Here is a 25576-nt window from a genome sequence, read left to right as displayed (position 1 = left end):
CGGCGCACAGCATCGCTTCTACGGCAGGCCTTCGAGACACTGGGTAACGCCAAGTCTGGTGACTGAGCGGGCCTGTAAAGCCTGCGCCTTTGCGCATGCGCGGTTCAATTCCGCGGTTACCCACCATCCTTCGGCTGATTGCGAACAGCCGTCTAAACTCGCGGACCTGGTATATTGGGAGTGCCATGCGCTGCCCGCGCATTGATAGCGGTTCGATTCCGCTGGTCCGCGCCATCTTGCGAGACTGCGCGCGTCGCGCAATTCGCGGTCCAGAAAGCTAATCCAGTGAAAGCATCGGCTTGAAACGCCGAGGAGGTCAGGGCGGCACTGACTCTGGACACCATCACGGGGAGTGCACAAGGGCGCATTTGATCCTTGCAAGATCGAAGCGGCCGGGGCGGTACCGGCACTCTCCACCACCTCATTCCCGCCGAGCCATCTCGGTGAGGGCGCCCGGCTGTTAACCGGGGTAGCGCGGTTCGAAACCGTGGGCGGGAGCCAATGCCGTTTGTCGGCCGATTACCATCATTGACCTGTAGCTCAGTTGGATTCAGAGCGCCGCGCTACGAACGCGGAGGGCGGGGGTTCGAGTCCCTCCAGGTCGGCCAAAGTTGACAGTCTGTAGGGGAGCCTAGTCGTCCCTACCTGCCTTGGAAGCAGGGGATCGCTGGTTCGAATCCAGCCAGACTGACCACATCATCGACTAGCCGGGGCGCTCGCGTAGCGCGTCAGAATAGCGACACGCGCACGCTGGTCCTTTCAACGCGGGCTTGGGTCATAGGCTGATCACCTGGTTTCCAGTCAGGCAAAGTCGGTTCGAGTCCGGCAGCCCGCGCCAATCACAAGTCAGCCACCTTCCTGGCTGCCGCGAGGCTGTCCTTGATACTGTTCGAGTTGAGGATCCCATCTTCGAATGCGATTCGCGCTGCGGTCAGCCTTCGGTTCAGTTGCAGCTTGGGTCCGGCTCCGAATAGCCGGTCGATCTCCGAGGTTATCTCAAGCATTTGTGCGGCGGCTTCATGGGTGACACCAAGCTCATCAAGCCGTGCCGCGACCGACTTTTCCCGTTGCGTTAGCGGTCGTTTCTTTACCGATTTCGATTTCCACTTTTTCGCGATCACCCTTTTGGTCTTCTTCGCTTTCTTTATCACCGTAGCCGCTCCCTTCGTCTGGCGGTCCAGGATAACACCCATTCACGGTGAAAATCACCGGTTCGAATCCGGTAGGGAGCGCCATTGCGGGCGCGTCGCCAAGTTGGTCCAAGGCGCCGGATTTTGATTCCGGTGACCGCTGGTTCGAATCCGGCCGCGCTCACCAAATCCATCGCTCGGCCTCTCGGGAGGGTTTTCTGCTCATAACGGCGTACAGGACGGTTCGAAACCGTTACGAGCGACCATCTACTTCCGACCTCGTCTATCAGCTAGGACGCTTGCCTGTGGAGCAGGAAAACACGGGGCAGCACTGTGGGTCGGGACCAAGCTGGGGAGTGAAGCTCAATTGGACGAGCGCTGGTCTCCAAAACCAGAGGTTCCAGGTTCGAGGCCTGGTTCTCCCGCCATTTTTCCGCGGCAGTGAGGAATGATTGCCGTGCCCAGAAATGAATGAGTTTGCGCGCGGTAGGCGCCCACGGCTTCCTGTGATTTCAATGGCCGAAAAACGGGATGGCGCTCCCTAGCGGAATCGAACCGCTCTCTCCACCGTGAAAGGGTTGATAAGGGGTCTATGCTCGTCTACGCGTGTATAGCGCGTGTCAAATACATCAATGCTTTGCGTCATATACGTGCATGGTTGCCTATGGGCGTACCTCCGCATATATTAGACATCTGTTGGACAGGGTGTCCAAGTGAGGTGTTGTGGCCCGCACAGTAAAAGATGCCTTGTTGGACAGCCGCACGGCCCGCAGCAGGCTCAAGGCGCGCGGCAAGCCGTATTGGCGCGGTCTGGAGCCAGGACTGCACCTAGGCTACCGGAAGCCACTCAGCGGGGCCGGTAAGTGGCTGGCGCGGCATTATGTCGGCGATCAAACGTACAAGGTCGAGACAATCGCCACAGCCGACGACTTCTCCGACGCGGATGGCGTGGCAATTCTGAGTTTTCCGCAAGCACAAACGCTCGCTCGGGCTCGCATGGTGGCGCGGGCTCACACCGCAGCCGGGAAAACCGAACCGCTCACCGTCAGGGACGCGATCGAGGCCTACATCACATATCTGGGCTCCAAGCGCAGCCGATCGGCGAAGGAGGCGCGCTATGCGGCCGACGCCTTCATTCTGCCGGTGCTCGGGCCGATCGAGATCAACGCCTTGACCCCGGAGCAGGGGCGCGCGTGGCTTGCGAACCTGGCCAAGGCGCCAGCCCGTGTCCGAACAAAAAAGGGCGAGGAACAGCAATTCAAGTCTACCAACGATCCGGAAAACGAGCGCCGCCGGAAATCGTCCGCGAACCGGGTTCTTACGATATTGAAGGCCGCCCTGAATCTCGCCGCGCACGATCGGCCCAAGGCGATCCCGTCTGATGCGGCGTGGCGCCGCGTCAAGCCGTTCGAGGGCGTGGATTCGGCGCGCGTTCGGTATCTCACACTTGATGAAGCGAAGCGACTATTGGCCGCGTGCTTGCCGGCATTTCGGCGGCTGGCGCGGGGTGCTTTGGAAACCGGGGCGCGATATGGCGAATTGTGCGCGCTCACGGTGGCTGATTTTAACGCGGACAGCGGGACCATTGCCGTTCGACAGTCGAAAAGCGACGAGCCGCGCCATATTGTTCTGACAGCAGAGGGAGCGGCTTTCTTTGCGTCGGTCGCCCAGGATCGGCCGGGGCATGAGCTGATGTTTCTGAAAGACAATCATCAGGCATGGGCCCGCGACCATCAGAAAGATCCCATCGCTGAAGCCTGCGAATTGGCAAAGATAAAGCCCGCGAATTTCCACGTCCTTCGACACACTTGGGCGTCTCATGCTGTAATGAACCGCGTGCCGTTGATGGTTGTGGCGAAGAACCTCGGGCATTCGACAACGAAGATGGTTGAAAAGCATTATGGTCACCTAGCACCGTCATATGTGGCCGATGCCATCAGGGCCGGTGCGCCGCGTTTTGATGTAGCGCCCAAGGCGGAGGCAATTCGACTCAAAGAGCCCGCCTGCCTTTTCGGAACGAGATCTGAAATCTCTTAAGCGGCTGTATGCAAAATACGGCGCGGAGCGGGTGGGAGCGGAGGTGGCCCGAATAGCAACTGGCGAGCCGGTTAGAGGGGCGGGCGCGCCAGAAAGAATTCATCCCATGAGCTATATCGCGGTCCATCTGGATATAGAAGAACGAAGGGCCATGAAGGACGGGAGAGCACGAAGGCTAGTGTTGAGCGTGTCGAAAGCGTGCGATGAACTGGCCGAAGTCCTAAACGCCGTGACCGTTGATGTTCGCTATGCCAGCAAAAGCCTTCAGGCAATGCATCGGAGGGGCAAGGAGTTGCTCAAAGGCGAGACCGTCTGGGCGCCCGCCTTTATCACACTCGGTCGATCAAGCGATGGTCGCGAAGTTAAGATTCCCTTTATCTCAACGGGGATCACGGCGGGCGGCGAATTGGTTGGCCCCATGCTCGACAGGCTTGGGCGGGGTGGGCGTGACTAACTTGCGCAACAATCTCCCGTCTATTCTTAAGCAGCGATTTTCTGCTCAATTATTATTCTGAATTCCTAAGCAACATCGTCAGCCTTATGTCCATCCGCATCAACATGAATGCGGAGGTTTTGAAGTGGACACAATTCAAGGCAAGGCTTGCTACTCGGTAGACGAATTCTGCTCAGCGCATGTCATCTCGCGCGCGATGTTCTACAAGCTTCGCGCTGACGGTAAAGCGCCGCGCACGATGTCGGTTGGTACCAGGACGCTGATCTCGTATGAGGCGGCAGCCGAGTGGCGTAAATCCTGCGAAACCGCCGAGGTGGCCTAATGCGCGGCCACCTGGACGTCATCCCCCGCGATGATAACATGTTCGACGTGGTCATCGGCGACACCGTTGCCGGCCCGTTCCCCACCATCGCCTTCGCAATGCTGGTCGCCAGGGGCGAGAAGCCCGCGCCGATCGAGATAGTCGGTGGCAAGTTTAGGCGCTTCCGGATCGTTCGGGAGGTGCCGCATGTCACCCCCTGAAATGCGAAACCCCGCCGGCCAGGGCGGGGCAACTTCGCAAACCGATTTCAACGCTGCCGATAATGCCACAGAGCGCGATGCACTTCAAGCAAGCCGGATCTGTCGCCTTTATGCCGTCAGCTTCGCCAGCGCCGTTACCATCGCGCGCCTTTGCTATGCGGTCGGTGCACCATGAGCGTCGACGCTTATCAGGCTAGCCCCATAAAACGTAATCGATCAACCAGGGCTCAGGTCGATGAACGCCGTGCCGCCCTGCTGAAGATCGTCGCGGCACAGCAACCAATGACGGTGCGGCAGGTCTTTTACCAGGCCACGGTGCAGGACATCGTGGACAAGACGGAGGCCGGCTACACCAAGGTGCAGACCGACCTGGTTCAGATGCGCAGGTCCGGCGACCTGCCGTATTCCTGGCTCGCCGACAATACCCGCTGGCAGCGCAGGCCGAACACCTTCGACAGCGTCGAGCAGGCCCTGCAGGATACCGCGAGATTCTATCGGAAGTCACTCTGGGCCGACGCCGACTGTTACGTCGAGGTCTGGCTGGAGAAGGACGCCTTGGCCGGCGTGATATCCCCGGTGACGTACCTGTACGACGTACCGTTGATGGTCGCGCGCGGCTACGCCAGCCTGTCGTTCCTTCATGGTGCCGCCGAATACATCGGCTCGTTGGACGTGCCGACTTACATCTACCACTTCGGCGACTTCGATCCCTCCGGCGTCAACGCGGGCGAGAAGATCGAGCAGACGTTGCGGGAGATGGCGCCGGACGCGGAAATCCATTTCGAACGCGTCGCAGTGACGCCGGCTCAGATCATGAACTGGAACCTGCCGACTCGTCCAACGAAGCAGAGCGACACCAGATCCAAGAACTTCGGCGACATATCCGTCGAGCTGGATGCAATACCTCCCGATCGCTTGCGCACGCTTGTCCAGTCCGCAATTGAGCGTCACCTGCCACAGCGCCAGTTTGAGATCCTGAAGGCGGCCAAGGCGAGCGAGCGCGACATCATCAAGCGCTTGGTAGGAGGGATGGTATGAACGTAGCCACATTCCCTCACAAAGAATCCTGGCTCGCCCAGTGCATCAACGAGAACGGCAAGCCGCTGCCGATCGTCGCCAACGCACTGGTTGCCCTGCGCCGAGATCCGGATATTCGCGACGCGTTCGCCTATGACGAGATGATGAGGACCGCGCTGCTGATGCATGAGGTCGGTTCTCCGATGGCGCCATTTGAATGTCGCCCCATCGCAGACGAGGACGTGGTTGTGCTGACCGAGTTCCTTCAAAAGGCGGGTCTCAATCGGATAGGGCGCGACACTGTCAGAGACGCACTAAGCGCTCGCGCAAAGGAAAGAGCATTCCACCCTGTCCGAGAGTGGCTGCAAAGCCTGACATGGGACGGAAACCGGCGCGTCAATGTCTGGCTGACCACGAAGCTGGGCGCCGAGATGACGCCCTACAGCCAGGCAATCGGCCAAATGTTCCTGATTTCCCTTGTCGCGCGGATATTCGATCCGGGATGCAAGGTTGATTACATGCTGGTGCTGGAAGGGCCGCAGGGTGGGCTGAAATCGTCGGCATGCGCCGCGCTCGGCGGCGACTACTTTTCCGACAACCTTCCCGAAGTCGGCGAGGGCAAGGACGTTTCGCAGCACCTTCGCGGAAAATGGCTGATCGAAATCAGCGAAATGCACGCGATGAACCGCGCCGAGTCGGCTCAGCTCAAGGCGTTCATCACTCGCCAGATAGAGCGATACCGCCCCAGCTTTGGCCGCTTTGAGGCTGTGGAGCCCCGCCAATGCGTATTCATCGGAACAACAAACAAGGACACCTATCTGCGCGACGAAACGGGCGGCCGGCGCTTCTGGCCTGTCAAGGTTGGCAACATCAATATCGAAAGCCTCATTGAAGATCGGGAGCAGTTGTTCGCCGAGGCCGTCCACCTCCTCCACGAGGGCGCGGTCTGGTGGCCCGATCGCGACTTCGAGCGGCAGCACATTAGGCCGGAACAAGAGGCGCGTTACGAGGCCGATACCTGGGAAGAGACAATCGGCGAATACCTGAAGAGCAAGACCAAGGTCCTGGTCGGCGAGGTGGCGAAGGATGCGCTGTTCATCGAAGCGGCCAAGGTCAGCAAGGCCGATCAGAACCGCATAGCCGCCGCACTGGAGCGCCTCGGCTGGCGTCGTGAACGCGCCGACGGCAAGACCGACTGGCAGGGCAAGCGATGGTGGGTTCGGGCATGAGGCACCACAGCGCACAGCGCACCACAGCGGTCTTTCCTATTAGAGGGTTGGTCACCAGTAGGGTTCTTATAGAAAACAGCGCTGTGGTCCGCTGTGTCCGCTGTGGTCGTCGCCATGCGGATACGTGCCCGCCGGGAGGGTATCGACCTTCTCTAGCCGGTAAAAGGGGCCAAAACTCCTCGGGTAGTCACGGGGAGATTATTTCCTGCCGATGGCATCTGTATTCAAAGGGCCGGCTAGCCGCTCCGGGTCGCGAGCAAAGGAGGGTGGCATGGCGGGCAATATCGCTGGCGCTTTCAAAGGGCGGGACCGGAGCGTTCCAAAATCATCCGCAAAACCACATTAATGTTCTGGCCTGGCCAATGCGGTTCGGCCCCGGCAACATCAGCGAGCGGCGGAATGCTCCAGGTGCCCGGAGCGAACCTGGCGTTCGAGATCGGCAAGGCGGTCCTCAACGGCTTGCACGGCGGCCACGAGTTCTTCCAGCGCCTGTGCGGCCTCCGGCGGTAGGTCGCTATGATCCCTTATTACGGCGATCGCCTTTTGGGCGCGCTCTAAAGGTGCTCTCGGCATCGGTTGGTCCTCTAGCGTCAATGAGGCTTAAAGACGGCTGGACCTTAAAGTTCCTATTCGGGGGCTTCGCGCCCGCATGACCAAGGCCGTCGATCGCTATTTCGAAATCTACGACGCCTGCATTGCAGCGGGCGGCGTGCTCTCGGAATTCGCGGCGGCGATGGTTGACACCGTGGTGGCGGGCGGCTCGCTCGAAACGAACGGAGCTGGCGTCGTCGGTCGCTGGCGCGTTGAGGCGCGGCAGGTTCTGCGGCGGCGACGTACTACAGAAAACGCCAAGCTCAGCGGCAACTGCAGCGAGGACGCGCGGGCGCTTCGGGGCGCTTTGCTGCGATATGCCGCCTCAAACGAATTCGAACGAGCGAGGGAAGATGGCACTCCGCCCAGCGGGGATCATGCCTGCCTCTTCTTGATCTTGTCCGAATCCCGCTGGCGGGTCCCGGCGGTACGCACGCTCCGCAGACGGTTAAAGGACGCCGCCTAATTCCAATTCGAGTTGGCCAAGTTGGACGGTGTAACTGGCCAAATGGAGGCCCTACCTTGAGAAGCATGATGAGAAAACAGCAGACCTCAGAATCAAACGCAGCGGAGAAAATCCGGGCGATCGGCGCGAAGATCAGCGGCTGGAACGCCGAGCTGCGAGAGACCATCGATAACCAGATCGTGCCGCGTGAGCGGTCCGGCGTGGTCGAAATCAATCCGGATGATTTTTCCTATGATGTTGATGCAGCTGCGCACGCGCGCCTCAATGGTGCAGCCTACGTTTTGGCTTCGACAGAAAAAAAGCCTGGCATTGAGCTGTTTCTTGCGCGGCGCAAAGTCAAAGAGCTCAGGCGCGCAATCGAGCTGGCCGAGCAGCAGTCGTTTACGGCGCGCCAGGACCTCGGCCGCGAATTGCTTGCGAAGCACGACGACGAAATTCGCGCTCTCCACCGTGACCGCGCGCTGGTGCTCCTGAAGCTTTTCCAGATCAACGGAGAACTGGAGCAGATGAGGCTCAAGCTTATCCGCGAAGGAAGCGGGACGCCGCACCCCATGGACGGCTGGAGCCAGCGGCTGTTCGGGCTGGCCAATCCCAATACGCAGCTGAACGCATGGCCGAAGAAATATTTGGCCGAGTGCCTGAAGCAGAACATCATCACCGAAAAGGACATTGAAGCATGAACGCCCACACTGAGAATTCCGTTTTTAACCGCTGGATGCCCTACGGCCGGCTTACGGCATTCAGGGGCGACGAAAAGGGCGCCGCTCTAGCAGGCGCGTGGCTGTTGGGCATCAGCGGTAACGAACGCTGTGCAAGATTTGCCGAAGAGCGCGGCATGCCAATCGTGAAGGCAGAGACCGAGAGCCTGAACGTCGCTGGTGGGTTTCTGGTTCCGAACCCTTTGATGCGCGTTATTATCGCGCAACGTGAATTGCGGGGCGCTTTCCGGGCATGTGCCGGTATCGCACCGATGACGAGCGATACCGGCACGATGCCCCGCCGCACCGGCGGCCTGACTGCTGTTTTTGCTGCCGAGGCAGCCACGCTGTCGGAGAGCCAGAACTCTTGGGACAATGTAGCCCTTACGGCAAAGAAACTGGCGCTCCTTGCTCGGAGTTCGTCGGAGCTGGATGAAGACGCGCTGATCGATTGGGGTGAATGGTTCGCGGTGGAAATGTCGTACGCGTTCGCCTCCAAGGAAGACGACTGCGGCTTCAACGGTGACGGGTCCGGTACTTACGGCGGCATTCGTGGAATCACGCAGATCCTTATCGACGGCAATCACAACGCCGGCAAAGTTTCCGCAGCTTCCGGTCATGACACTTTTGCAGAGATCGACAACGCTGACCTGGCAAATCTGATCGGAAAGTTGCCCGCCTTCGCCCTCCCTGGCGCGAGGTGGTTCTGCTCCCAGATGGGCTTTGCCACGGTCCTTTGCCGGCTAGCCGGTACTGCCGGCGGCATCATTATGCAGAACGTCGGCGGGCGCTTGGTGCCTACCTTCCTGGGATTCCCAGTACAAATTACGCAGGTTCTGCCGCAGGTGACGACCAGCCTCACGAACCAGGTCATGCTTCTCTTCGGCGACCTCTCGATGGCTGCGATGTTGGGCGAACGACGAGGCGTCGTCGTGCATCGATCGACGGGACGATATCTCGATCAAGATCAGATCGCTTGGCGCGGCACCGAGCGCGTTGACATCGTTTGCCATGACCTCGGCGACAACACCACGGCGGGCCCGATTGTCGGGCTGGTGGGGACGGCTTAAGGAGCGCGGCCATGATGATCCCGGACCAGGCATTCAACACGTTGGCGGACTGGGCCGAGGATCGTCTCGCCCGAGCTGGCTACGCTGTCGTATCCCCTGAAATCAGGGCGCTGATGGATGACATAGAACGGCGGAACGCTGCGGGGTTGCCGGTCGCAGAGTCAGAATACCAGGCGGTCAGCTACGCAGTGTGGTCCGGACCGCTTTCCGAATATTTCAAACAGCAGAAAGTGTTTGCCTAAAATGAGCTACCAAAACCTTGTATCGCGCGTTGTAATCAACGCGGTCTCAAAGACCGCAGGCGCAACAGCATCGGGTATCATTGACACGTTCGTTCCCGGCTGTGGTCAGGCGCGTTGGCTAACTCTCGATGTGATGGCCAGCACTGCGGATGTTGTTTCGAACAAACCCACCGTACTCAAGCTTCAGGAGGGTGAAACCACCGACGCGACCAGCATGGCCAACATTTCCGGTTTCGTCGGCGGCACTGACTTCACCATCCCCAATGCTAACACTGCTGCGACCGCAGTGCTGCAGAACAGTTATAAGTTCAACGTAGATTGCAGGGCTAGAAAGCGATACCTGCAGGTCGTCTACAGTCCCCAGACCACGCAGGTAATCACAGCCATTGCCAACCTTGCCATGTCGGGCGGCTCACCCACGACGGCAGCCAAGGCCAACGCGATGACGCTGGCTGAGGGGTAAGGGCATGGCCCCCCAGGGGCGGGTGATTTGTTGCCTAGGTAAGGGAAAAAAACCGCGTGGGTACATTCGTTAGCAAACGTGTTGCCCCCGTTGAAAAACTCGCCATTGAAGGACTGATTTTGAAAGCAAAATCCCCAAAAGCACCGGCCCATCTCAGTGATTCCACGCGCGTTTGGTGGCGCTTGGTCGTGCGCGACTACGAACTTGAGGCCCATCATTTGCGGCTTCTGCAGGCCGCTGGAGAGTGCTGGGATCGGCTTCAGCAGGCCAGGGAATTGCTTGCTCGGGATGGCCTAGTGATCGAGGGGCGGGAGGGTGGAATGCGTCCACACCCCGCCGCAGCCATTGAGAGGGACAGCCGGATCGCATTCGCGCGTTTGATCCGTGAGCTGGATCTTGATGTAGAGCCGCCGACCAGCACGCGCACCGGCCCGGCCTCATTGCGTTCGAACCGACGGGGCGGGTATGCCGGTTAAGCGCAGGCAAGGAAAGCGCCGCTTGGGCGACGCGGCCGAAGTTGCGGCGTGGGGCGAAGTGTTCTCCTGCGGATATGATTTTTTTGGTGAGCTAGAGCCCTTCGGCTTTCCGGGCGGTGACGCAGATAGAGCCGCGCGAGCAGCGGCGCCGGAAGCGTGGCTACGATTGGGCCGGAGTTGGTTGGAAGCCGGGGCGCACAAGGGACCGGGCAAGGCTGATGTGCCCTGGGCTATCGAGCAGTTCGGATACCCGGAGGGATACATCGATGCCCGTTAAGTTGAGAAAGCCCAAGGCTCGCGCAGCGCAGGTCACAGACGAGGCGCGCATCATCTTCGCTGAAGCCATCCAGCGGCAGGCCACGTATCATGGCTGCAACAGGGATAACGGCACCTGCCGTTCGACGGCGGTCAACCAACACTGCGCCGAGTGCGAGAAATATCTCGACCTCAGCCGCGAGCTTGGTCGCCTGGTTGGCACGAAGCCCTGGGAAACATCGCCTCTCAATGCCGACCGTGCAGAGCCACCCGACTATCTGCGGCACAATGCGTTGCAATCAGAATACTGGCGAAAGGCGTGGGCGATCCGGCGTGAAATCCTCGCAATGAAGCGGAGTAAATCGAAGTGATGAGTGCTTTGCGCGTCGGACGTACAGGCGCAGAGACGGTGGGGCCGCCGGGTCAGGCACCGGCGGCCCCGTCGCAGCCCAAGCAGGGGGTTCCTTCCAGCTCGGGCGCGACGATCAAGAATGCCAAACGCCGCTCCGAGTTTCGGCCCGCGACATCATGTCAGCGGAATGCAACGTGAGGAATTTATATTGCTCTGGCAAACCAGATCGAAGGGTGTTGCGCGGTACGCCAGCGATGGCGGCTTTACTCCGCCGGCCGCCGCGTTCCCGAGGTCCTAAGCATGTGCGCCAGACCGAAACCAGATCATGATCCGCAGGCAATGGTCCCGACGCCGGCTCGCCAGCCCTTTATGGAGCTTGAAGAATTCAATCCATTCGCCGCCTACAAGGGCGAAAAATTAGCGGCGCGCGAAAGCCGCCCCCAAGCGGCACTCTAGATCCAATCCTCTTCTGTCTCTCGCCTCACGGCCTCGCTGAGCGTAGAACATCGAAAGAGGCCGCCAGCGGGGCGGCCTCCAAGCATCTTAAAACGCAAACTGTCAGCCAAAATAGCCGTAGTAGTCGTATGGATTGTTGCGGGCATACGCTGCGGTAAGCTGTTGCTGCAATGCGATCCGCTGTTCTGTCCGCACCCCGAGGCCTGTAATGACACCGGCGCCGCCGCTTACAGCGTCAAGCTGCTCGCCCGCCATTTCGGTTGCCTCAATCTGATAATCCGGTTTCATGTCGCTCTCCTAGTTCCCTTCTCCGATGCACCATTGCCTCGGCTGATTGCGACATTGACGGATAAGTTCTCGTGGCGCTGTTCCCTAGGGAACAGGCCGAGAGGGCGGCTGAAATCAAATCAGGCCACCGTTAACGAGCGCTGCCAAGATGTGCAGCGGGACTTCCTGTCCGAAGCGGCGGCCGTGGTGCCGATCGGCGCTAGTGTGGGCCTTTTGTGCGCCGCTCTCTTGTTCATCTATTGGATTGGTGCAGCCACGTACATGGTAGGCGGACTTGTCTGCGACGCGATGTGGGAGACGTTCCATGGTGATAATAGAAAGAGAACAGCCACCAACGCAGTTGCACCCATTACCGCTAGCACAGTCGTACCCAGTCCCAGATCCGGACTAGAATTACACTCTTCCTGCATTGTTGCTCCAAACGCCCCTGACGTTCAACAAGCAGCACCAGGGAAACGTTCCTCCGGAACGAGCGCTCGGGATTGAACTCGCCGACGCGGCTATGAATCCTCCCGCAAGCCCTTGAAGAAAACGGGTGCCGCACTTTACCCTCGGCGGACTTGGCCCGGGTACTCGATCTCGGCGAGTAATTCGGGCTCAACCCAGATGCCTTTGTGCGCGTGACCAACCGCAGAGGGAATAGAGTACAAAGAACCCCCGCCCGGCGGCTAGCGCGGGACGGGGGCCGGTCAGAGATAATTCTCCAACCAAAGCGCTCCCGGTGGCGGACCGGTGAGCGCCAACCGAAAACCTAACAGCAGGTGTTTCGCCTTAACTCGGAAGAGTTGCCGCTTGTTCCCGGTACAAATACTTAAACGGTCTCGGCGCTCGGCCCCTTAGGCGCTGGGGACCGTTTAGCGGCGTTTAGGGTGTCCCTGAGATGCTCGGCGGCGGAGAGCGATAACCCCACCAATTCTTCATCCTCAAATCGGGCAGGCCGCTTCAACTTACGGTCCCAGACCATCCAGCTTGTTTCGGCACGATCCCGTCTGACTAGGAAGCGGGATGGCGGGGGTTCGAGCATTGCATCCTCCCAATCAGGATGGGACCTTGACGCTCGCTCGGAGCGTGAAGCCCTGTTGCGACGCGATCTTTCCACTCGATAAACGAGACAGCAGCAAAACGTTCCTGCCTGTCCCTCGGCAGACTTGGCCCGGTACTCGACCTCGGCGAGCAGCTCGGGCTCAACCCAGATGCCCTTGTGCGTAATGCGCTTCGCGTATGGCTGGGTTTTGCGGATCAGCGGCGTCAATCGTTTGCGCAGCTCGGCGACAGACGTCTTGTCAAAGCCATGGTCGACCTTGCCGGCGTAGACAAGGTCGCTGCCTTTGCGGCGACCTAGATAGATGCCGTCCCAATCTTTGCCGTCGAGTGCAAAGCCGGCAATCGTCAGCGTCTCGCGCTGGGCGCAGGTTTTCTTGACCCAGTTGTTGCCGCGGCCCGACGCATAGACGCTGTCGCGCACCTTGGAGACTACGCCTTCCAGCCCGACCTTGCAGGCGTGCTTGTAGATCTCGCGGCCGTCGGTCTCAAAGCTTTCGCTGAACTGGATGTCCGTCGCGGCAATCAGCTTTTTAAGGTGCGTCTTGCGCTCGACCAACGGCAGCTTGCGCAGGTCGTAGCCGTTGAGATAGAGCAGGTCGAAGGCGACCAGCACGGTGCGGGTCGACTTGCCTCTCAGTTCGTTTTGCAGGACCGAAAAATCCGTTGTGCCGTCGGCGGCCGGAACGGCGACTTCGCCGTCGATGATTGCGGAGCCAGCGCTGATGTACCAGGCGTCATTTGCGATTTTCTGGAATCGTTTGGTCCAGTCATTGCCGCGGCGGGTGAAAACCTTCACCGCCTCATTGGCGAGATGGACCTGAACGCGGTAGCCGTCAAATTTTATCTCGTGAAGCCATCGCTCGCCCGATGGCACCCGTGCGATCGTGGTTGCTAATGCAGGCTTCAAGGGAAACGGCGCCTTGGTGCCGGTCGCCTCCGGCTTTTTGCGCGGGGCCATTTCAATCCCGCCGTCGATCGAGCAGCTCCTTCAAACCCATTGCTGTGAGCTTGAAAAGATCCCCATCTCTTTCGATACATCCGCGTGCGAGTAGGTCCATGACCTCTGCCTTCTTCGCCTGATTAAATGACGAAGCTGGCCCGATATTGCGCAAAACCGCGATTTGCCGGTCGGTTAGCATCAAGCCTCCAAACTTAGTATCACACCAAACGCATCGGCAGCGGCAACTGCACGTCGCGGTACCGGCCCTCGTAGCGGTCCGTAAAATCCTGCAAGGGCAAGGGAATGTCTCGCATCTGCAAATCGCAGCGTCGGCGCAGCTCGCGAGCGACATCTTCGGAAACGTCTTCAGACCAACGCTCGGCGGTGTTGAATGCGACGATACGTATCGGGTTGCTGTATTGGCCGGTGAGCAGGTCCTGGATGACCGTTTCAAGATCGGTCGCCTCATAGTCGGCTTCGACCCAGGCGCGGCCAATTTTGCCGAAGTCATTGGCGACCAGATAGATAGTCTGATCTTGATCGTCGGGTACGATCGACGGCGTCCAATTGGACCTACGCATCAAAACAACTCCACGCAACAGAACCGGGATTCAAGCGGGCGCGCGCAGATTCGTTCCTGCCGGCAGCAGATGGGGAACAAATTCTGGCCGGTTAGCATTTTGGACTTATGACGCGGAAAAAAAACACGCCTTGGAGGAAGACGATCGGCGGTTGATCGAGTTAAGAGGCGCCGGCCGATCCGCAGTGTCAATCTCCGCAGCCCTGAAGCGCTCCGCTGGGGCAGTGGAAGGAAGGCTATACATTCTCAAGGCAAGGCAACGCCCGTCCCACGAAGGCCACCGCGTCGGTCTAGAGGCTGCTAAAAAGCGCCAAGATCCCTAACGGCGTACATGACGAAGTTTATTGCTGGAATGAGTGATCGCAAAAAAAACGGCCTCAGCGCCTTTGGGGGTAGGGGGCGAGCGCTGAAGCCGGTTAGTTATCCGCGTCCAAATGTCCTTTCAGACAAACCATCAACGCCGGTCATTGCCACTTGTTCCCGAAATTCAAAGCATGTTTTTTAGCAACCTTATCCCTCGCCGCAGGTATCTTCTCGGCTGGGTATTGCAATTTCCAGCTCAGGAGCAGCGCCACCAAGCATTATTCCGCTTGGGGGCGCTGTTTCCGTTAGTGGCCTATTTGAACCGCCAGTGCGGGCACCTAGGCGCAAATTATCAGCTCTTGGGGACCACTGAAGTACAAGATTGTCGTGGGTGGGGGTCAACCGCCAAAAGCGGTACGTATAGCAAGCGTGATCATCCAGGCTAACAAGCCGGCTATCGTCGCGATCATGATGTCATTTTCCCGAAAGGGGCCCACGATCATGCCCTCATGCGCGGCAAGACAAGGTTCAGTCTCTTCGCCTTAGCTTGAACGCCCATAAAAGACCTCCGAAGTTCTTTGCCGATGCTGCGGGCGTCCTTTCCGGCCTGAGCCATTGACCGTAGTGCAGCCAGTTCGGTTTCCGTCCAACGGCGCGTCTTGTATGGCGCCCGCCGTGTTATCATTTCGGATCCTTGCGATGCAGACCCTCCAGCACCGGGCGGAATCTTGTTCAATCCAGTTTTGTGCGTCGATTTCCGTGCCAAAGCCGGTCACTACCTCTCGCCGGCCATCCGTCCACAGCGCAATTATGCATTCTCCAAGGCCGATTTTGTCTTTTTCGATTGTGAATGACGGTTTCGCCTCCGGTATTGCTAACCTCCGTTTTTTAGGTGGGGCCGGGTCTATCGATGCCGTAGATTCTGAATCAGGATTATTCGCGGCTTGTCTGTTCCGGACAAAGACGAGACCAAGGAAGCCGATCGCCACTAAAACAGCTCCCGCGATCATTAGCCAATGCGGCAAGGCGATCGACGAAAGCAAATCTATTTATCTCCCCTTCGCCTTCATCCCCGCTTCGCGCGCTATCCGCTCGGCCTTTAGCCGCTCCCGATTTTCATCGAAGGACTTCATTGCCTTCTTATGCTCGCTCGTTGCCGTTTTTATCTCGACCTTCTTGAAGGCCTTTTCGGCCTCCCGCTCTGCCGCTGTTGTTATCTTTCGCTTCATCACTTCTTCGCCTTCAGCCATCTCTACAAGCCGCCGTGGACAATCAACTCAGCCCGGCTAGGGCTGCCTTTCACGATAAAGCCTCCGATGCTGACATCGACAACTCGCCCATCGCTCAATCTGAGCTGAGCTCCGCTCGCACTTTGCGCATATGTCAAAACGGCAGGACCGGCTTCGACCCAACCTTCCGCGCGTAGAATGGTGTCAACCTCAAAGAGGGTAATTTCATACTCGACGGGGGATTCTTCGGCCCCCTTGACGAACAGCGGCCCGTTCCGCGAAATCGGGTGGGGTCTGTCATTTCGCCTTCGCCTTCAGTACAACAGGGGCGCGCATGGCTGCCCGTCCCAACTCGGTCAAACAGATCTCGGTTCGCGGTTTCATTCCGCGAAGTTCTATCCAACCATGGCCCCGTACCCGATCGAGCATACCAGGGCCAGCCGGCACAGGTAGGTGAGCCACCACCTTCCATTCGGTCAAACTGAGATGCTGCATCACCGCGTGTCCGCTGTTGTTCCCCGCGTCTGGCCGATCTGGTTCTGGCCGCGCTGGTAATAATCGAAAACGAAGTAAACCATCGCGAGGAAGGAAACCAAGATTGCCGCGACGCCGATCGCCTTCATGCGCGACTCCCTCTAAAAACGGGATGGGATTCTTAAACAAAAATCAGGACCTGGGCTTCGCCGTCAGCCTTATCTTCCTGAAGGGCAATCTCATCAACTTAGCCCGCACCTGAATTGCGGTAATGGTTCTGTTTAACTTGGCGGCAACCAGCGTTACGGACGCGCCGCCTTCCACAAGTTCGCGAAGCAGCTTTTCGTCTTCCGGTGTCCAAGGCCGACTCCGGCGGCTCATTTCCCCTTCGCCTTCAGCCCCAGTTCTACAAGCCGGCGGACCGTGACCTTCTCATTTCGACCACAGGCAATGGTGATATCCAGCCTTTCAGCATTTGCGCGTATCGCCGATCTTGATCGCTTCATGCGAGTGGCAATGTCTTCGCTTCCTAAGCCTGAATGCGCTAAATCGCGGAGGCGTTGATCCTCTTCTTTCGACCAAGGCGCGCTGATGGTCACTTCTTCGACCTCAGCCCGATCTCGACCAGCCGGCGGATGGCTTCGGAACGAGACACATCATTGGCGACTGCCCAGGCATCAAGGCTGGCAACCGTGACGGGCTCAAGCCGAGCGGGGATTGTCTCGCTGTAGGTCTTACCAGCGGGCCGTCCTCTGGATTTTTTGTGTACAGTTTTTGTTTGCTTAGTCATGATTATTCGTGTACACGAAAAACAGGCCGGACGGAAGCGGTAACTTCCGTGCCGGCCCTAACCCGAACCATGAAGGGCCCATTCCGCATGACCCAGGCTGACCGCGTGCTTAGCACGCCACCCACAAACACGACCATATCCCAGAACCAACTTGAGGAAGCACCGTCTCGCCGTCGCTTCCTATCCCAGGCCGCAGGCGTCGCCGCTGGTAGCGCCGTTCTGATCGGGGCCCGCTGTGGCCGTCCCGGCTATTGCGAGTCAGAGCGGCCCTGACCCGATCCTAGCGGCCATTGAAGCCCACAAGGCTGCATTCCGCGCCGTGATTGCCGAAAACGATACACATACCGAGTTGGAAAAAGAACTGCCGCCCGAGAAGCGCTACTCGAATGTTAATGTGTGGGAAGAGCTGATCATTTTCGACGACGATCCGCGCTGGATAGCCTCTGAGCGCGCAATGCACGACCTGTGGGATGCCGAGGGCGTGGCGGCTGCCGAACTCGTGACCGTGCTGCCCACGACTGTCGCCGGCCTGATTGCGCTTCTGCAATACGCTGTCGAAGCCGACACGGACGGGGAGACGTGGCCGCGAGACCTTGTGGCGGGCGATCGGAGCGGTGCGTGGCACCATCTCCTGATCGAGAATATCGCACAGGTTCTGCCGGGCATGATCGGCAGTCAGGGGAGCGCGGTCTGATGGATGCCAACGATATTGACAGCGCGCTGCATGACATCGGGATAATGGTGGAATTCCAGATCCGATCGACGCAAAACCTACTCGGCGCCGGGGAAGGCAAACCATTCCAAATCCCGGCCGAAGACGCCAACCTATTAGTCTTCGCAACGCTGGATGTGGCTCGCAGAGTTAAGGCACTGCAAGAGGACATCTGCAGAGACGAATAGCCCGAATTGAAGTCGTGACGCCCGCCGGTTCACGCCCGGCGGGAGCAATCTTCTCGCTATATCGTGATGACATCCATACCCCCAACCATCTGGTATTATCTTCGTACGGCGCGAGTGTTTTGGGGTGTGCCTAAACGTAGGAAGCGTGCCGACTCCTCCGCACTTAGGCTCCATCCGCGCCACCTTGCGGTCCCCCGCGGGGGCTGTGAATATCAAGGGGTAGGTCAAGGAGCATAGTGGAACTGACATTGCGTGATGGAGTCAGTCTGGCGCACTCTCTCTCGTAAGTGCTTCGGCGCTGGCGAGTAACTGGTTTGCCCTTGCTTCGCCATTGTTGCCTTCACACTGTCTCACTCAACGCTTCGCCGGTGGCTTGATCCATTTCGACGCTAACAAGAGGACGCATCCATGATTGATTGTAATCCTGTTCCGATTAGCGACGTGCCGATCGCGATCCGTGGCATCGTCAAAGACAAGTCGGCCACCCCTAGCTATCGGCAGGTGTATGCCGCCGTGCTGAACGGCTCGATCCCCGCCGAACGCATCAAGGGCAGATGGCATGTTGCGGGCTTGATGCCGGTCATCGAGCATTTTCGCCTGGGCGAGAAAGCGTAGGCTGGCTGATGTCACCCGCCCCGCCGCAGATCAACGTCTTCAGCTTCGATTACGACGGCGTGCCGGCGGTCAAGGCCGCGGCACTGCGGGCAGAGGCAGGGCGCATCCGCAAGCTTCTGAAGGCCACGGTCCCCACCATCATTGAGGTGGGCCGCTCGTTGATCGAGGTCAAGGCGCAACTCGATCATGGCAAATTCGGTGCCGAGTGTGGCTTCAGCCTGAGTTCGGCCGAGAACTACATGCGCGTGGCGGAACGGTTCGGCGACAAAATCGCAACCGTTGCGAATTTGAGCCCGACCACTGTTTACCGCCTCGCCAAGAAGAGTACCCCGCCCTCAATCGTTGAGGCTGCGCTTCAGCGCGCGGCTAAGGGCGATGTTATTTCGGACGATTGCGTAGCCGTTGCCCTGGATAAGGCGAAGTTCGAAAGACAGCAGGCTGCCAAAAGGCTGCGCGCCGCTAAGCGCCGGGCCGAAACAATCAAGCAGAAGAAGCTGGGGGTACAGAATCCGTTCGTAGACTTTGAAGAAGATGGCGAGGGCGACGACGAACAAGCGGAGTCCACTCCTACGGAAAAAATGAATGGGGTTTTGTTACATTCCGATACTGCGTTAGGCTTGGCCAAGTGGTTTCTGGCCGAATATGACGGGCCGGTGAACGATAAGGTTCTCGAAGCCGCCAGGGCAACTGCGTCTGTGTGGTGTCAAGTCTTGGAGAAATTCGAGCAGGCGAAGCCAGTCAAATTGAAGAGGGCTGTCGGCTGATGTCCCGCGCCGTAACAATCCCGCTCGGCTCTTGGCCACTCGAAATGACGGCTGATATCGCCGCGGGATACTGCGGCGAGCCAAGCACGGATGCCTTTTTAGCGAAAGTTGCAAAAGGTCATTACCCGCAGCCGATCAAGTGCAAGGGGATGCTGCCGAAGTGGCACCGATTTAAACTTGATGCCGCGATTGCGCAAAGACACGGTCTTCAGGTCGGCGTTTCGCTAATTGCTGAAGATGTAACGGCGTTGATCGGATGAAACGTAAACCGCTGGGCTGGCCCGATTATATGGAACCGAAGCCCTCGAAGGGCGGCGTCAGGTACTATTGGAATGCACCGAGCTGGGCTCGCAAGCGTGGCTGTCCAATTAAAAGCGAGGCCCTGGGGCCGGACTACGGAGCGGCGAAGGCGCGCTGTGATACGTTCCTGAACCCTCTGTTCGATAGCTGGCGCACGGGTGGTGCGAGCGACGAAAAGGTTCTACAGCGAGCCGCCGTGGGTTCATTCGATTGGGCGATCTCGAGCTACAAAAATACAAATCGGTACATTAAGAGACCCGCGCGAACGCGCGCCAGCTATGACCGCGCCCTCGCCTCCGTCGCCGACTACCGGCTAACGGACGGGCGCCGGTTCGGATCTCTGTCGGTTAAGAGTGTGACTCCGAGCGCAGTTGAGCGCCTTTACGAAAAGCTAAAGGTGGGTTCGTCGGGCAAAGCTCGCCATCGCAGCGCCCTGCTCTCGATGTCTATCTGCAAACTCGCATGGTCGGCTGCTAACCGAGCCCATCCGACAACTGTCCCAAGCGCAAATCCATTCATTGGGCTCGAAATCGAATATGACCCCAAGAAAAACCGGGCGGCGACGCAACAAGAACTTCAGACGTTTGTCGCGGCGGCGGATGCTGACGGATCGCATTCGCTCGGAACGGCGGCGATGATCGCCTATTATTGGCTCCCTCGCGAAGAGGATATTTTCCAGCGCTTCGCATGGACCGACTACCGCCCGGCCGACTCCCCCGACCATGTTTTAGTTTGGCATCATAAAAACCGGAAAACCGAAAGAGTCCCGGTGCCGTTGTTTGATGCCGACGGAACGCCGCTGTGGCCCGAGATGGTGGCGCGCTTAGACGCTGTTGCCAAAACGGGCACCCTTATTGTGATGCGGGATTCTCCGGACCCACGGAAGAAAATTCACTTGCCGTGGACCACGGGCGGCCGAAATCCCATGCGCTACGTCCAGGGTGAGGTGCGCCGGATCTGCCGCACGGCCGGCCTGCCCGACGCAATCACGTTCACGAGCTTCCGTCATGGCGGCCACACGGACGGCGGTGACTCTGGACTGACCGATGCTCAGATGCGGGCGCTGGGCGGACACAAGACGACGGCCGCGCTGCTCAGGTACGCGAAAGAGACCGATGCACAGCGGCAAATTGGTGCACGTAAACGACTGGAAGCCAGAACAAAGAAGGGGAATTTGTCAGAATGAGCAGGTGACGGCTTGTCAGAATGACAGCTCGCACCCCTGCTAAGTCATTGATGCGATGGTGGGCGCACCAGGGCTCGAACCTGGGACCCGATGATTAAGAGTCATCTGCTCTACCAACTGAGCTATGCGCCCGGACTTGGTCCGGAAAAGCCTTCGCAAGAGGGCGTCGTTTAGCAAAGCGATTCCCCGATGTCCAGCAAGCTGGAGCGAGTTTTCCCGGCCTTTGGCGCGGCCCCGGAAAGGCAAAAAGCCGCTGGATTTCAGCGGCTTCCGCCCCTAGAGCCTTTTCCGTTCCGATGGAATCGGAACGGGGCTCTAGATTCTTGTTTTGACGCGTTTTCTTCACGCGAACCGGGGTCCACTTCGCTGGAAAACGCTCTGGCCGGGCTGATCTCGGCAAACCTGTGCTCAGAGCCGCTCCGGGCCCCCTCGGTCCGGCCCGTCATCCCGGTCATAGCGGTTGCGGTTGTAGCCGCGGTCCCGGCCGCCATCGTCGCGATCCCGCTCAAAACGCTCCATCCGGCGCTCCCGCCAGCCCTCGCCACGGCCATGAAACCGGTCCATTCCGGTCAGCACGGCCAGGCGGCGCTTCTGGCCGTCATCCAGCGTCTTGTAGAGCGGATCGGCCGCATCAGCGATTTTCTTCATGGCGGCCGCCGAAGTCGCCATGTTGTCGGCGCGCTCGCGCAGCCGCGCCACCGGATCATCCGGCTTCTGCGGGCTCGAATCGTCCCGCCGCGCATCCATCCGCGCATTGGCGCGATCGATCCGCAGTTTGGCGAATTCCCGCACCGCGGTTTCCACCGCCGGCCACAGCTTTTCCTGGTCGGCGGTCAGCTTGAGCCCGGCATGCACGGAGGCGATCCGCGCGTCGGCAAACGCCGCCCGGTCTTCCGGGTTCATCCGCATATGCCCGTAGCCCCAATGACGGTGCTGGGCATAGACCGCCGTCGAACCGGCGATGGCGAGCACCGCGACCGCGGCGATGGTGAACTTCCTCATGCTGACCTCCGTTGAAAGGTTGCCTGAAGATGGGCCGGCCGCTGCCGGCAATCAACTTAACGATAGGCAAGAGTGCCTTCCCTTACCAAGATGTAATGTCGCGCCGCTAAACCTTCCTGAACTAGAGCATCCCGAGTGTACGCGGCAGCCACAGCGACAATTCCGGGATGTAGGTGATGAGGCCTAGGAAGACCAGCAGCGTGATCAGCCATGGCAGCACCGCGATCGACAATTCGGTAATGCCCATCTTGGCTATCCCGGAGGCCACGTAGAGATTGAGTCCGACCGGCGGATGGCACATGCCGATTTCCATGTTGACCACGACGATGATACCGAAATGCACCGGATGAATGCCCAGCTTGACCGCGATCGGATAGAGGATCGGCGCCATGATCAGAACGATCGACGACGGCTCCATCACGTTGCCGGCGAGTAGCAGCAGCAGGTTCACCACCAGCAGGAAGGTGATCCAGTTGATGCCGCTGTCGGTGATCCAGTTCGACATCGCCTGTGGGATCTGCTCGCTCGTCATCAGGAACGAGAACAGCACCGCGTTGGTGACGATGTAGAGGATCATCGCGCTCATGTTCGCGGATGCCAGCAGGACTTTTGGCACGTCCTTGAACCGCAAGTCCTTGTAGATGAACATCTCGATCAGGAAGGCGTACACCGCACTCATGGCGGCGGCCTCGGTCGGCGTGAACCAGCCCAGATAGATGCCGCCGAGCACCACGACGATCAGCGAAATGCCCCAGATCGAATCCAGAAAGGCACGCCAGGCCTCGCCCCATGTCGCCTTCGGCACTTTCGGATAGTTGTTCTTCCAGGCGCGGTACCAGGTGGTTCCCGAGAGCATGATCGCCAGGATCACGCCCGGCACCATGCCGGCCATGAACAACTGCCCGACCGAGGCGGAGGAGACCCGCTCCCCGGCGGGGCCGAAGTAAACCGCGCCGCTGGTCGATACCGCATAGATCACCATGATGATCGAGGGCGGAATGAGGTTGCCGAGCGCGCCGCCGGTGACGATCACGCCAGCGGCAAAGCGCTTGGGATAACCGACCGACAACATCGCCGGCAACATGATCGATCCGATCGCGACGACCGTCGCCGGCGAGGATCCCGACACCGCGGAAAACAGCGCTGCGGCCATCGTGGCGGCGATGCCGAGGCCGCCGGCCCAATGGCCGATCATGGTCCGTGCGAATTCGATCATTCGCCGCGCGACGCCGCCATGGGTGAGGAAATTGCCGGCGAGGATGAAGAACGGGATCGCCATGATCTCGAACTTCTCGATGCCGGTGAACAGTTTGAGCGCCACCGATTCGATCGGCACCGTGGTCAGGAGGAACAGATAGGTCAGCACGGTCAGGCCGAGCGAAATCGAGATCGGCATGCCCGTCAGCATCAGCGCGACCAGCAGGCCGAAGATAATGAGGGCGCTCATCGGGTGATCCCCGCAGCGCCGGCGCCGGGAGCATCGACCTCGATGCCCTCGACCTGCGTTTCATCGTGATGCGGCAAATGTCCGGTGCGCCAGAAATTACGCGCCACCTGCAGGAAGCGGAAGCACATCAGATAGGAGCCGAGCGGAACGCAGAGATAGATGATCCAGCTCGGCATTTCCATGTCGGGGGTCACCTGGTCGGTGTGGTACAGCCCCCAGACGAATTTCGCACCCATGGAGCCGACGACGAACGTAAACAGCGCGCCGCACAGCAGACTGAACATGACGGTGATCTTGCGCTTCTCCGGACCGAGCTTGTTGACCAGCACGTCGACGCCGACATGGATGCCGGTACGCACGCCATAGGCGGCGCCGAACTTCGCCATCCACACGAACATGATGATGCAGAGTTCCTGCGCCCAGGCCAGGTTGATCGGAAACAGGATCGGATAGAACAGGGGAATGCCCACGAGGTAGCGGTGGGCCACCGCGATAAAAATGATGATTGTCGCCGCAGCGATCAGAAACGTGATCAGCCATTCCTCAAGCCGATCGAGGATGCGTAGAAACATCTATTCCCCCAATTATCGAAGCTCGTCATGCCCGGCCTTAGCCGTCTGAAGGACGGCGTCGCTTCCGCTCGCCCCGGGCATCCACGTCTTGCCAGCGCATCAGCAAGAGAAGGCGTGGATGGCCGGGACATCGGGTGCGAAGACGGCGCTTCGCGCCTTTTGCCCGGCCATGACGGAGAACGATCTATTCGCCCCTGCCGGGAGCTTGAAGAAGCTCCCGGCATCTCAAATCACCCTTAGTTGGTCGCGCCCCTCGTTTCCTTGAGGAATTCGTCGATCAGCGGCTGGCCGACGCGGCTTGCGACGTCCTTGTAGACCGGCTCCATGGCCTTGCGCATGGCGGCGTCCTGATCGGGCGTCAGGGTGAGGATTTCGCTCTTGCCGGACTTCTTGACTTCCGCAAACGCGTCGTCGTTTTCCTTCTGCGACTGGCCGTTGCCGTAGGCGGTGGCTTCCTTCATGGCCTTGTCGAGCTGGCCACGAATATCTTCCGGCAATCCGTCCCAGAACTTCTTGTTCACGACCACGACATAGCCGATGTAGCCGTGGTTGGTGACGGTGATGTGCTTCTGCACTTCGTGCATTTTCTGGGTGTAGATGTTCGACCAGGAATTTTCCTGACCGTCGACGACGCCGGTCTGCAGCGCCTGATAGACCTCGGAGAACGCCATCACCTGCGGGATCACGCCCAGTGCCCGCATCTGCGCCTCCAGCACTTTCGAGGACTGGATGCGGAACTTGAGGCCCTTGTAGTCGGCGGGCGTGACCAGCTTCTTGTTGGCGGTCATCACCTTGAAGCCGTTATCCCAATAGGCGAGCCCGGTCATTCCCTTGGAATCGAGCAGCTTGAGAAGCTTTGCGCCGAGCGGCCCGTCGGTGACTTTGCGCAGCGTCTTCAGGTCGGGGAGGATGTACGGCAGATCGAACACCTCGAATTCCTTGACGCCGATCGGGCCGAACTTGGCGTTCGATGGCGCCAGCATCTGCACGGCGCCGAGCTGCAGCGCTTCCAGCTCTTCCTTGTCCTTGTAGAGCTGCGAATTCGGGTAGACCTCGACCTTGACCTTGCCGGCGGTGTACTTCTCGGCGAGTTCCTTGAACTTCTCGGTCGCCAGCCCCTTCGGCGTGTTCGGCGCAACCACGTGGCTGAACTTGATGATGATAGGCGACTGCGCCGACGCCGGGCCTACCAGGGCCAAAGCCGCAATCGATGCCGCAGCCAAAATCAATTTCTTCATGTTTCCTCCCACGTAATTTTTTGCGGAGCGCGAACACCCGGCTCCGAAGCTTGTATGCCACCGAACCAATACAGAGAAGCCGGGCAAAACGCCATTGCCCGTTCGCAGGGGCCGGTCTTCAAGGTTTGCTGCATTGCAAAATGCGACATCCTGTCCAGCCACGGTGTTCGCCAAAGAGGCGGTTTGCCGCTTCACAATGCAGGGACATGGTTCCGCACCCTCGCCGCGCGATGCGCCCGAGTTGTGCAACCGAACTGCCCTCCAAAGAAACGAGAGGGCGCAGGGAATGCCGGATGCGCGCTGCACCCGCGGTCTCATGTGCGATTGTGCATAAGAATGCTGCACATGAGCATACAGGGCAGCGGAGAACATCCGACATTCCCTGCGCAGTGGCTTTACGGCTTATGCCGTGATCTCCCCGGTGAGACGGCCTCTATTGCCACCGT

General features: G+C 59.3%; 32 protein-coding genes, 10 tRNA genes and 1 pseudogene. 30 read left to right on the top strand and 13 right to left on the bottom strand.

Going from position 1 to position 25576, the window contains the following annotated elements; all coding sequences use genetic code 11:
- The first annotated feature begins 41 nt into the window (after window positions 1–41).
- From JQ575_RS00210 to JQ575_RS00185, 6 genes are all read left to right on the top strand, one after another.
- Window positions 42–126, top strand: a tRNA-Tyr gene (locus tag JQ575_RS00210).
- Between the two features lie 34 nt (window positions 127–160).
- A tRNA-Gly gene (locus JQ575_RS00205) sits at window positions 161–234 on the top strand.
- A gap of 191 nt (window positions 235–425) precedes the next feature.
- Window positions 426–501: transfer RNA gene (locus JQ575_RS00200), tRNA-Asn, on the top strand.
- 28 nt (window positions 502–529) lie between these two features.
- Window positions 530–608, top strand: a tRNA-Arg gene (locus JQ575_RS00195).
- Window positions 609–615: 7 nt separating this feature from the next.
- A tRNA-Pro gene (locus tag JQ575_RS00190) sits at window positions 616–694 on the top strand.
- Window positions 695–764: 70 nt separating this feature from the next.
- Window positions 765–838, top strand: a tRNA-Gly gene (locus tag JQ575_RS00185).
- Between the two features lies 1 nt (window position 839).
- Here JQ575_RS00185 and JQ575_RS00180 read toward each other — a convergent pair.
- Window positions 840–1193, bottom strand: coding sequence for a hypothetical protein (locus JQ575_RS00180; protein ID WP_212031279.1), 354 nt, complete (start codon window positions 1191–1193; stop codon window positions 840–842).
- Between JQ575_RS00180 and JQ575_RS00175 the strand changes: the two genes are divergently transcribed.
- The 18 genes from JQ575_RS00175 to JQ575_RS00090 all read left to right on the top strand — a co-directional run bounded on the left by JQ575_RS00175 (window position 1159) and on the right by JQ575_RS00090 (window position 11021).
- Window positions 1159–1235 (top strand) — tRNA-Glu (locus JQ575_RS00175). The two genes, JQ575_RS00180 and JQ575_RS00175, sit on opposite strands and share 35 nt — an antisense overlap.
- A 4-nt stretch (window positions 1236–1239) precedes the next feature.
- Window positions 1240–1317, top strand: a tRNA-Gln gene (locus tag JQ575_RS00170).
- A gap of 165 nt (window positions 1318–1482) precedes the next feature.
- A tRNA-Trp gene (locus JQ575_RS00165) sits at window positions 1483–1558 on the top strand.
- Between the two features lie 322 nt (window positions 1559–1880).
- The gene (locus JQ575_RS00160) at window positions 1881–3167 is read left to right on the top strand and encodes a site-specific integrase (protein WP_249166350.1); all 1287 of its coding nucleotides are present in this window, start codon (window positions 1881–1883) and stop codon (window positions 3165–3167) included.
- A gap of 106 nt (window positions 3168–3273) precedes the next feature.
- Window positions 3274–3621, top strand: coding sequence for a hypothetical protein (locus JQ575_RS00155; protein WP_212031277.1), 348 nt, complete (start codon window positions 3274–3276; stop codon window positions 3619–3621).
- 124 nt (window positions 3622–3745) lie between these two features.
- The gene (locus JQ575_RS00150) at window positions 3746–3943 is read left to right on the top strand and encodes a hypothetical protein (RefSeq protein WP_212031276.1); all 198 of its coding nucleotides are present in this window, start codon (window positions 3746–3748) and stop codon (window positions 3941–3943) included.
- Complete coding sequence (locus JQ575_RS00145) at window positions 3943–4143, top strand: hypothetical protein (protein ID WP_212031275.1); 201 nt, start codon at window positions 3943–3945, stop codon at window positions 4141–4143. Before JQ575_RS00150 ends, JQ575_RS00145 begins: the two co-directional genes overlap by 1 nt.
- On the top strand, window positions 4130–4318 hold the full coding sequence (locus JQ575_RS00140; protein ID WP_212031274.1) for a hypothetical protein: 189 nt from the start codon (window positions 4130–4132) through the stop codon (window positions 4316–4318). Before JQ575_RS00145 ends, JQ575_RS00140 begins: the two co-directional genes overlap by 14 nt.
- The gene (locus JQ575_RS00135; RefSeq protein ID WP_212031273.1) at window positions 4315–5181 is read left to right on the top strand and encodes a hypothetical protein; all 867 of its coding nucleotides are present in this window, start codon (window positions 4315–4317) and stop codon (window positions 5179–5181) included. The genes JQ575_RS00140 and JQ575_RS00135 overlap by 4 nt, the downstream gene beginning before the upstream one ends.
- Window positions 5178–6389 (top strand): virulence-associated E family protein, encoded by a 1212-nt coding sequence (locus tag JQ575_RS00130; RefSeq protein ID WP_212031272.1) that lies wholly within the window; start codon window positions 5178–5180, stop codon window positions 6387–6389. Before JQ575_RS00135 ends, JQ575_RS00130 begins: the two co-directional genes overlap by 4 nt.
- Window positions 6390–7038: 649 nt before the next feature.
- Window positions 7039–7446 carry a hypothetical protein gene (locus JQ575_RS00125; RefSeq protein ID WP_212031271.1) on the top strand — a complete coding sequence of 136 codons (408 nt, stop codon included), beginning with the start codon at window positions 7039–7041 and terminating at the stop codon, window positions 7444–7446.
- A gap of 68 nt (window positions 7447–7514) precedes the next feature.
- Window positions 7515–8126 (top strand): hypothetical protein, encoded by a 612-nt coding sequence (locus tag JQ575_RS00120; RefSeq protein ID WP_212031270.1) that lies wholly within the window; start codon window positions 7515–7517, stop codon window positions 8124–8126.
- A complete protein-coding gene (locus JQ575_RS00115) occupies window positions 8123–9214 on the top strand; it encodes a phage major capsid protein (protein ID WP_212031269.1) in 1092 nt (363 codons plus the stop codon). The genes JQ575_RS00120 and JQ575_RS00115 overlap by 4 nt, the downstream gene beginning before the upstream one ends.
- Window positions 9215–9225: 11 nt before the next feature.
- Window positions 9226–9456, top strand: coding sequence for a hypothetical protein (locus tag JQ575_RS00110; protein ID WP_212031268.1), 231 nt, complete (start codon window positions 9226–9228; stop codon window positions 9454–9456).
- Window position 9457: 1 nt separating this feature from the next.
- Window positions 9458–9919, top strand: coding sequence for a hypothetical protein (locus JQ575_RS00105; RefSeq protein ID WP_212031267.1), 462 nt, complete (start codon window positions 9458–9460; stop codon window positions 9917–9919).
- Between the two features lie 56 nt (window positions 9920–9975).
- Window positions 9976–10395 carry a P27 family phage terminase small subunit gene (locus JQ575_RS00100; RefSeq protein ID WP_312015860.1) on the top strand — a complete coding sequence of 140 codons (420 nt, stop codon included), beginning with the start codon at window positions 9976–9978 and terminating at the stop codon, window positions 10393–10395.
- A gap of 22 nt (window positions 10396–10417) precedes the next feature.
- Window positions 10418–10672 carry a hypothetical protein gene (locus tag JQ575_RS00095; protein WP_212031266.1) on the top strand — a complete coding sequence of 85 codons (255 nt, stop codon included), beginning with the start codon at window positions 10418–10420 and terminating at the stop codon, window positions 10670–10672.
- Complete coding sequence (locus tag JQ575_RS00090) at window positions 10662–11021, top strand: hypothetical protein (RefSeq protein WP_212031265.1); 360 nt, start codon at window positions 10662–10664, stop codon at window positions 11019–11021. The genes JQ575_RS00095 and JQ575_RS00090 overlap by 11 nt, the downstream gene beginning before the upstream one ends.
- 539 nt (window positions 11022–11560) lie before the next feature.
- Here JQ575_RS00090 and JQ575_RS00085 read toward each other — a convergent pair.
- The 7 genes and pseudogenes from JQ575_RS00085 to JQ575_RS00060 all read right to left on the bottom strand — a co-directional run bounded on the left by JQ575_RS00085 (window position 11561) and on the right by JQ575_RS00060 (window position 17106).
- Window positions 11561–11746: a hypothetical protein gene (locus tag JQ575_RS00085; RefSeq protein ID WP_212031264.1), complete on the bottom strand. Its 186-nt coding sequence runs from the start codon at window positions 11744–11746 to the stop codon at window positions 11561–11563.
- A 1132-nt stretch (window positions 11747–12878) separates the two neighbouring features.
- A pseudogene (gene ligD, locus JQ575_RS00080) lies at window positions 12879–13748 on the bottom strand (non-homologous end-joining DNA ligase); the annotation flags it as partial.
- 200 nt (window positions 13749–13948) lie between these two features.
- A complete protein-coding gene (locus tag JQ575_RS00075) occupies window positions 13949–14311 on the bottom strand; it encodes a hypothetical protein (RefSeq protein WP_212031583.1) in 363 nt (120 codons plus the stop codon).
- Window positions 14312–15662: 1351 nt separating this feature from the next.
- Window positions 15663–15863, bottom strand: coding sequence for a hypothetical protein (locus JQ575_RS00070; protein ID WP_249166349.1), 201 nt, complete (start codon window positions 15861–15863; stop codon window positions 15663–15665).
- A 473-nt stretch (window positions 15864–16336) separates the two neighbouring features.
- The gene (locus JQ575_RS45575) at window positions 16337–16465 is read right to left on the bottom strand and encodes a hypothetical protein (RefSeq protein WP_283842567.1); all 129 of its coding nucleotides are present in this window, start codon (window positions 16463–16465) and stop codon (window positions 16337–16339) included.
- 228 nt (window positions 16466–16693) lie between these two features.
- Complete coding sequence (locus tag JQ575_RS00065; protein WP_212031263.1) at window positions 16694–16915, bottom strand: hypothetical protein; 222 nt, start codon at window positions 16913–16915, stop codon at window positions 16694–16696.
- Complete coding sequence (locus JQ575_RS00060) at window positions 16912–17106, bottom strand: hypothetical protein (protein ID WP_212031262.1); 195 nt, start codon at window positions 17104–17106, stop codon at window positions 16912–16914. Before JQ575_RS00060 ends, JQ575_RS00065 begins: the two co-directional genes overlap by 4 nt.
- A gap of 235 nt (window positions 17107–17341) precedes the next feature.
- Here JQ575_RS00060 and JQ575_RS00055 point away from each other — a divergent pair, with 235 nt between their 5' ends.
- The 6 genes from JQ575_RS00055 to JQ575_RS00030 all read left to right on the top strand — a co-directional run bounded on the left by JQ575_RS00055 (window position 17342) and on the right by JQ575_RS00030 (window position 20871).
- Window positions 17342–17800 (top strand): hypothetical protein, encoded by a 459-nt coding sequence (locus JQ575_RS00055; protein WP_212031261.1) that lies wholly within the window; start codon window positions 17342–17344, stop codon window positions 17798–17800.
- Window positions 17800–18006 (top strand): hypothetical protein, encoded by a 207-nt coding sequence (locus JQ575_RS00050; RefSeq protein ID WP_212031260.1) that lies wholly within the window; start codon window positions 17800–17802, stop codon window positions 18004–18006. Before JQ575_RS00055 ends, JQ575_RS00050 begins: the two co-directional genes overlap by 1 nt.
- 441 nt (window positions 18007–18447) lie before the next feature.
- Window positions 18448–18621 carry a hypothetical protein gene (locus JQ575_RS00045; protein ID WP_212031259.1) on the top strand — a complete coding sequence of 58 codons (174 nt, stop codon included), beginning with the start codon at window positions 18448–18450 and terminating at the stop codon, window positions 18619–18621.
- Between the two features lie 8 nt (window positions 18622–18629).
- Window positions 18630–19385 (top strand): DUF3102 domain-containing protein, encoded by a 756-nt coding sequence (locus tag JQ575_RS00040; protein ID WP_212031258.1) that lies wholly within the window; start codon window positions 18630–18632, stop codon window positions 19383–19385.
- A 44-nt stretch (window positions 19386–19429) separates the two neighbouring features.
- The gene (locus JQ575_RS00035) at window positions 19430–19645 is read left to right on the top strand and encodes a hypothetical protein (protein ID WP_212031257.1); all 216 of its coding nucleotides are present in this window, start codon (window positions 19430–19432) and stop codon (window positions 19643–19645) included.
- Window positions 19642–20871 carry a hypothetical protein gene (locus tag JQ575_RS00030; protein ID WP_212031256.1) on the top strand — a complete coding sequence of 410 codons (1230 nt, stop codon included), beginning with the start codon at window positions 19642–19644 and terminating at the stop codon, window positions 20869–20871. The genes JQ575_RS00035 and JQ575_RS00030 overlap by 4 nt, the downstream gene beginning before the upstream one ends.
- A 56-nt stretch (window positions 20872–20927) precedes the next feature.
- Here JQ575_RS00030 and JQ575_RS00025 read toward each other — a convergent pair.
- The 5 genes from JQ575_RS00025 to JQ575_RS00005 all read right to left on the bottom strand — a co-directional run bounded on the left by JQ575_RS00025 (window position 20928) and on the right by JQ575_RS00005 (window position 25130).
- Window positions 20928–21003: transfer RNA gene (locus JQ575_RS00025), tRNA-Lys, on the bottom strand.
- Window positions 21004–21279: 276 nt separating this feature from the next.
- Window positions 21280–21873: a Spy/CpxP family protein refolding chaperone gene (locus JQ575_RS00020; protein ID WP_192738761.1), complete on the bottom strand. Its 594-nt coding sequence runs from the start codon at window positions 21871–21873 to the stop codon at window positions 21280–21282.
- A 121-nt stretch (window positions 21874–21994) separates the two neighbouring features.
- Entirely contained in the window at window positions 21995–23320 is a 1326-nt protein-coding gene (locus JQ575_RS00015) for a TRAP transporter large permease (protein WP_212031255.1), read from the bottom strand.
- The gene (locus JQ575_RS00010) at window positions 23317–23892 is read right to left on the bottom strand and encodes a TRAP transporter small permease (protein ID WP_212031254.1); all 576 of its coding nucleotides are present in this window, start codon (window positions 23890–23892) and stop codon (window positions 23317–23319) included. The genes JQ575_RS00015 and JQ575_RS00010 overlap by 4 nt, the downstream gene beginning before the upstream one ends.
- A 236-nt stretch (window positions 23893–24128) precedes the next feature.
- Entirely contained in the window at window positions 24129–25130 is a 1002-nt protein-coding gene (locus JQ575_RS00005; protein ID WP_212031253.1) for a TRAP transporter substrate-binding protein, read from the bottom strand.
- Window positions 25131–25576: the final 446 nt, after the last annotated feature.

It is taken from the genome of Bradyrhizobium sp. JYMT SZCCT0428, assembly GCF_018131075.1.
Classification (GTDB): Bacteria; Pseudomonadota; Alphaproteobacteria; order Rhizobiales; family Xanthobacteraceae; genus Bradyrhizobium.
The sequence above is the reverse complement of the archived record's forward strand: the minus strand, read 5'-3'. Positions and strand labels throughout refer to the sequence as shown.

Bases quoted from the DNA above. Each gene is read 5' to 3' on its own strand.
- JQ575_RS00015 (WP_212031255.1), bottom strand. From the start codon at position 23,320: ATGAGCGCCCTCATTATCTTCGGCCTGCTGGTCGCGCTGATGCTGACG.
- JQ575_RS00105 (WP_212031267.1), top strand. From the start codon at position 9,458: ATGAGCTACCAAAACCTTGTATCGCGCGTTGTAATCAACGCGGTCTCA.
- JQ575_RS00060 (WP_212031262.1), bottom strand. From the start codon at position 17,106: ATGACTAAGCAAACAAAAACTGTACACAAAAAATCCAGAGGACGGCCC.
- JQ575_RS00075 (WP_212031583.1), bottom strand. From the start codon at position 14,311: ATGCGTAGGTCCAATTGGACGCCGTCGATCGTACCCGACGATCAAGAT.
- JQ575_RS00155 (WP_212031277.1), top strand. From the start codon at position 3,274: ATGAGCTATATCGCGGTCCATCTGGATATAGAAGAACGAAGGGCCATG.
- JQ575_RS00050 (WP_212031260.1), top strand. From the start codon at position 17,800: ATGGATGCCAACGATATTGACAGCGCGCTGCATGACATCGGGATAATG.
- JQ575_RS00070 (WP_249166349.1), bottom strand. From the start codon at position 15,863: ATGGCTGAAGGCGAAGAAGTGATGAAGCGAAAGATAACAACAGCGGCA.
- JQ575_RS00130 (WP_212031272.1), top strand. From the start codon at position 5,178: ATGAACGTAGCCACATTCCCTCACAAAGAATCCTGGCTCGCCCAGTGC.
- JQ575_RS00085 (WP_212031264.1), bottom strand. From the start codon at position 11,746: ATGAAACCGGATTATCAGATTGAGGCAACCGAAATGGCGGGCGAGCAG.
- JQ575_RS00140 (WP_212031274.1), top strand. From the start codon at position 4,130: ATGTCACCCCCTGAAATGCGAAACCCCGCCGGCCAGGGCGGGGCAACT.
- JQ575_RS00125 (WP_212031271.1), top strand. From the start codon at position 7,039: ATGACCAAGGCCGTCGATCGCTATTTCGAAATCTACGACGCCTGCATT.
- JQ575_RS00120 (WP_212031270.1), top strand. From the start codon at position 7,515: ATGAGAAAACAGCAGACCTCAGAATCAAACGCAGCGGAGAAAATCCGG.
- JQ575_RS00090 (WP_212031265.1), top strand. From the start codon at position 10,662: ATGCCCGTTAAGTTGAGAAAGCCCAAGGCTCGCGCAGCGCAGGTCACA.
- JQ575_RS00010 (WP_212031254.1), bottom strand. From the start codon at position 23,892: ATGTTTCTACGCATCCTCGATCGGCTTGAGGAATGGCTGATCACGTTT.
- JQ575_RS00180 (WP_212031279.1), bottom strand. From the start codon at position 1,193: ATGGGTGTTATCCTGGACCGCCAGACGAAGGGAGCGGCTACGGTGATA.
- JQ575_RS00110 (WP_212031268.1), top strand. From the start codon at position 9,226: ATGATGATCCCGGACCAGGCATTCAACACGTTGGCGGACTGGGCCGAG.
- JQ575_RS00115 (WP_212031269.1), top strand. From the start codon at position 8,123: ATGAACGCCCACACTGAGAATTCCGTTTTTAACCGCTGGATGCCCTAC.
- JQ575_RS00040 (WP_212031258.1), top strand. From the start codon at position 18,630: ATGTCACCCGCCCCGCCGCAGATCAACGTCTTCAGCTTCGATTACGAC.
- JQ575_RS00005 (WP_212031253.1), bottom strand. From the start codon at position 25,130: ATGAAGAAATTGATTTTGGCTGCGGCATCGATTGCGGCTTTGGCCCTG.
- JQ575_RS45575 (WP_283842567.1), bottom strand. From the start codon at position 16,465: ATGAAGGCGATCGGCGTCGCGGCAATCTTGGTTTCCTTCCTCGCGATG.
- JQ575_RS00020 (WP_192738761.1), bottom strand. From the start codon at position 21,873: ATGAGGAAGTTCACCATCGCCGCGGTCGCGGTGCTCGCCATCGCCGGT.
- JQ575_RS00035 (WP_212031257.1), top strand. From the start codon at position 19,430: ATGACGGCTGATATCGCCGCGGGATACTGCGGCGAGCCAAGCACGGAT.
- JQ575_RS00030 (WP_212031256.1), top strand. From the start codon at position 19,642: ATGAAACGTAAACCGCTGGGCTGGCCCGATTATATGGAACCGAAGCCC.
- JQ575_RS00135 (WP_212031273.1), top strand. From the start codon at position 4,315: ATGAGCGTCGACGCTTATCAGGCTAGCCCCATAAAACGTAATCGATCA.
- JQ575_RS00145 (WP_212031275.1), top strand. From the start codon at position 3,943: ATGCGCGGCCACCTGGACGTCATCCCCCGCGATGATAACATGTTCGAC.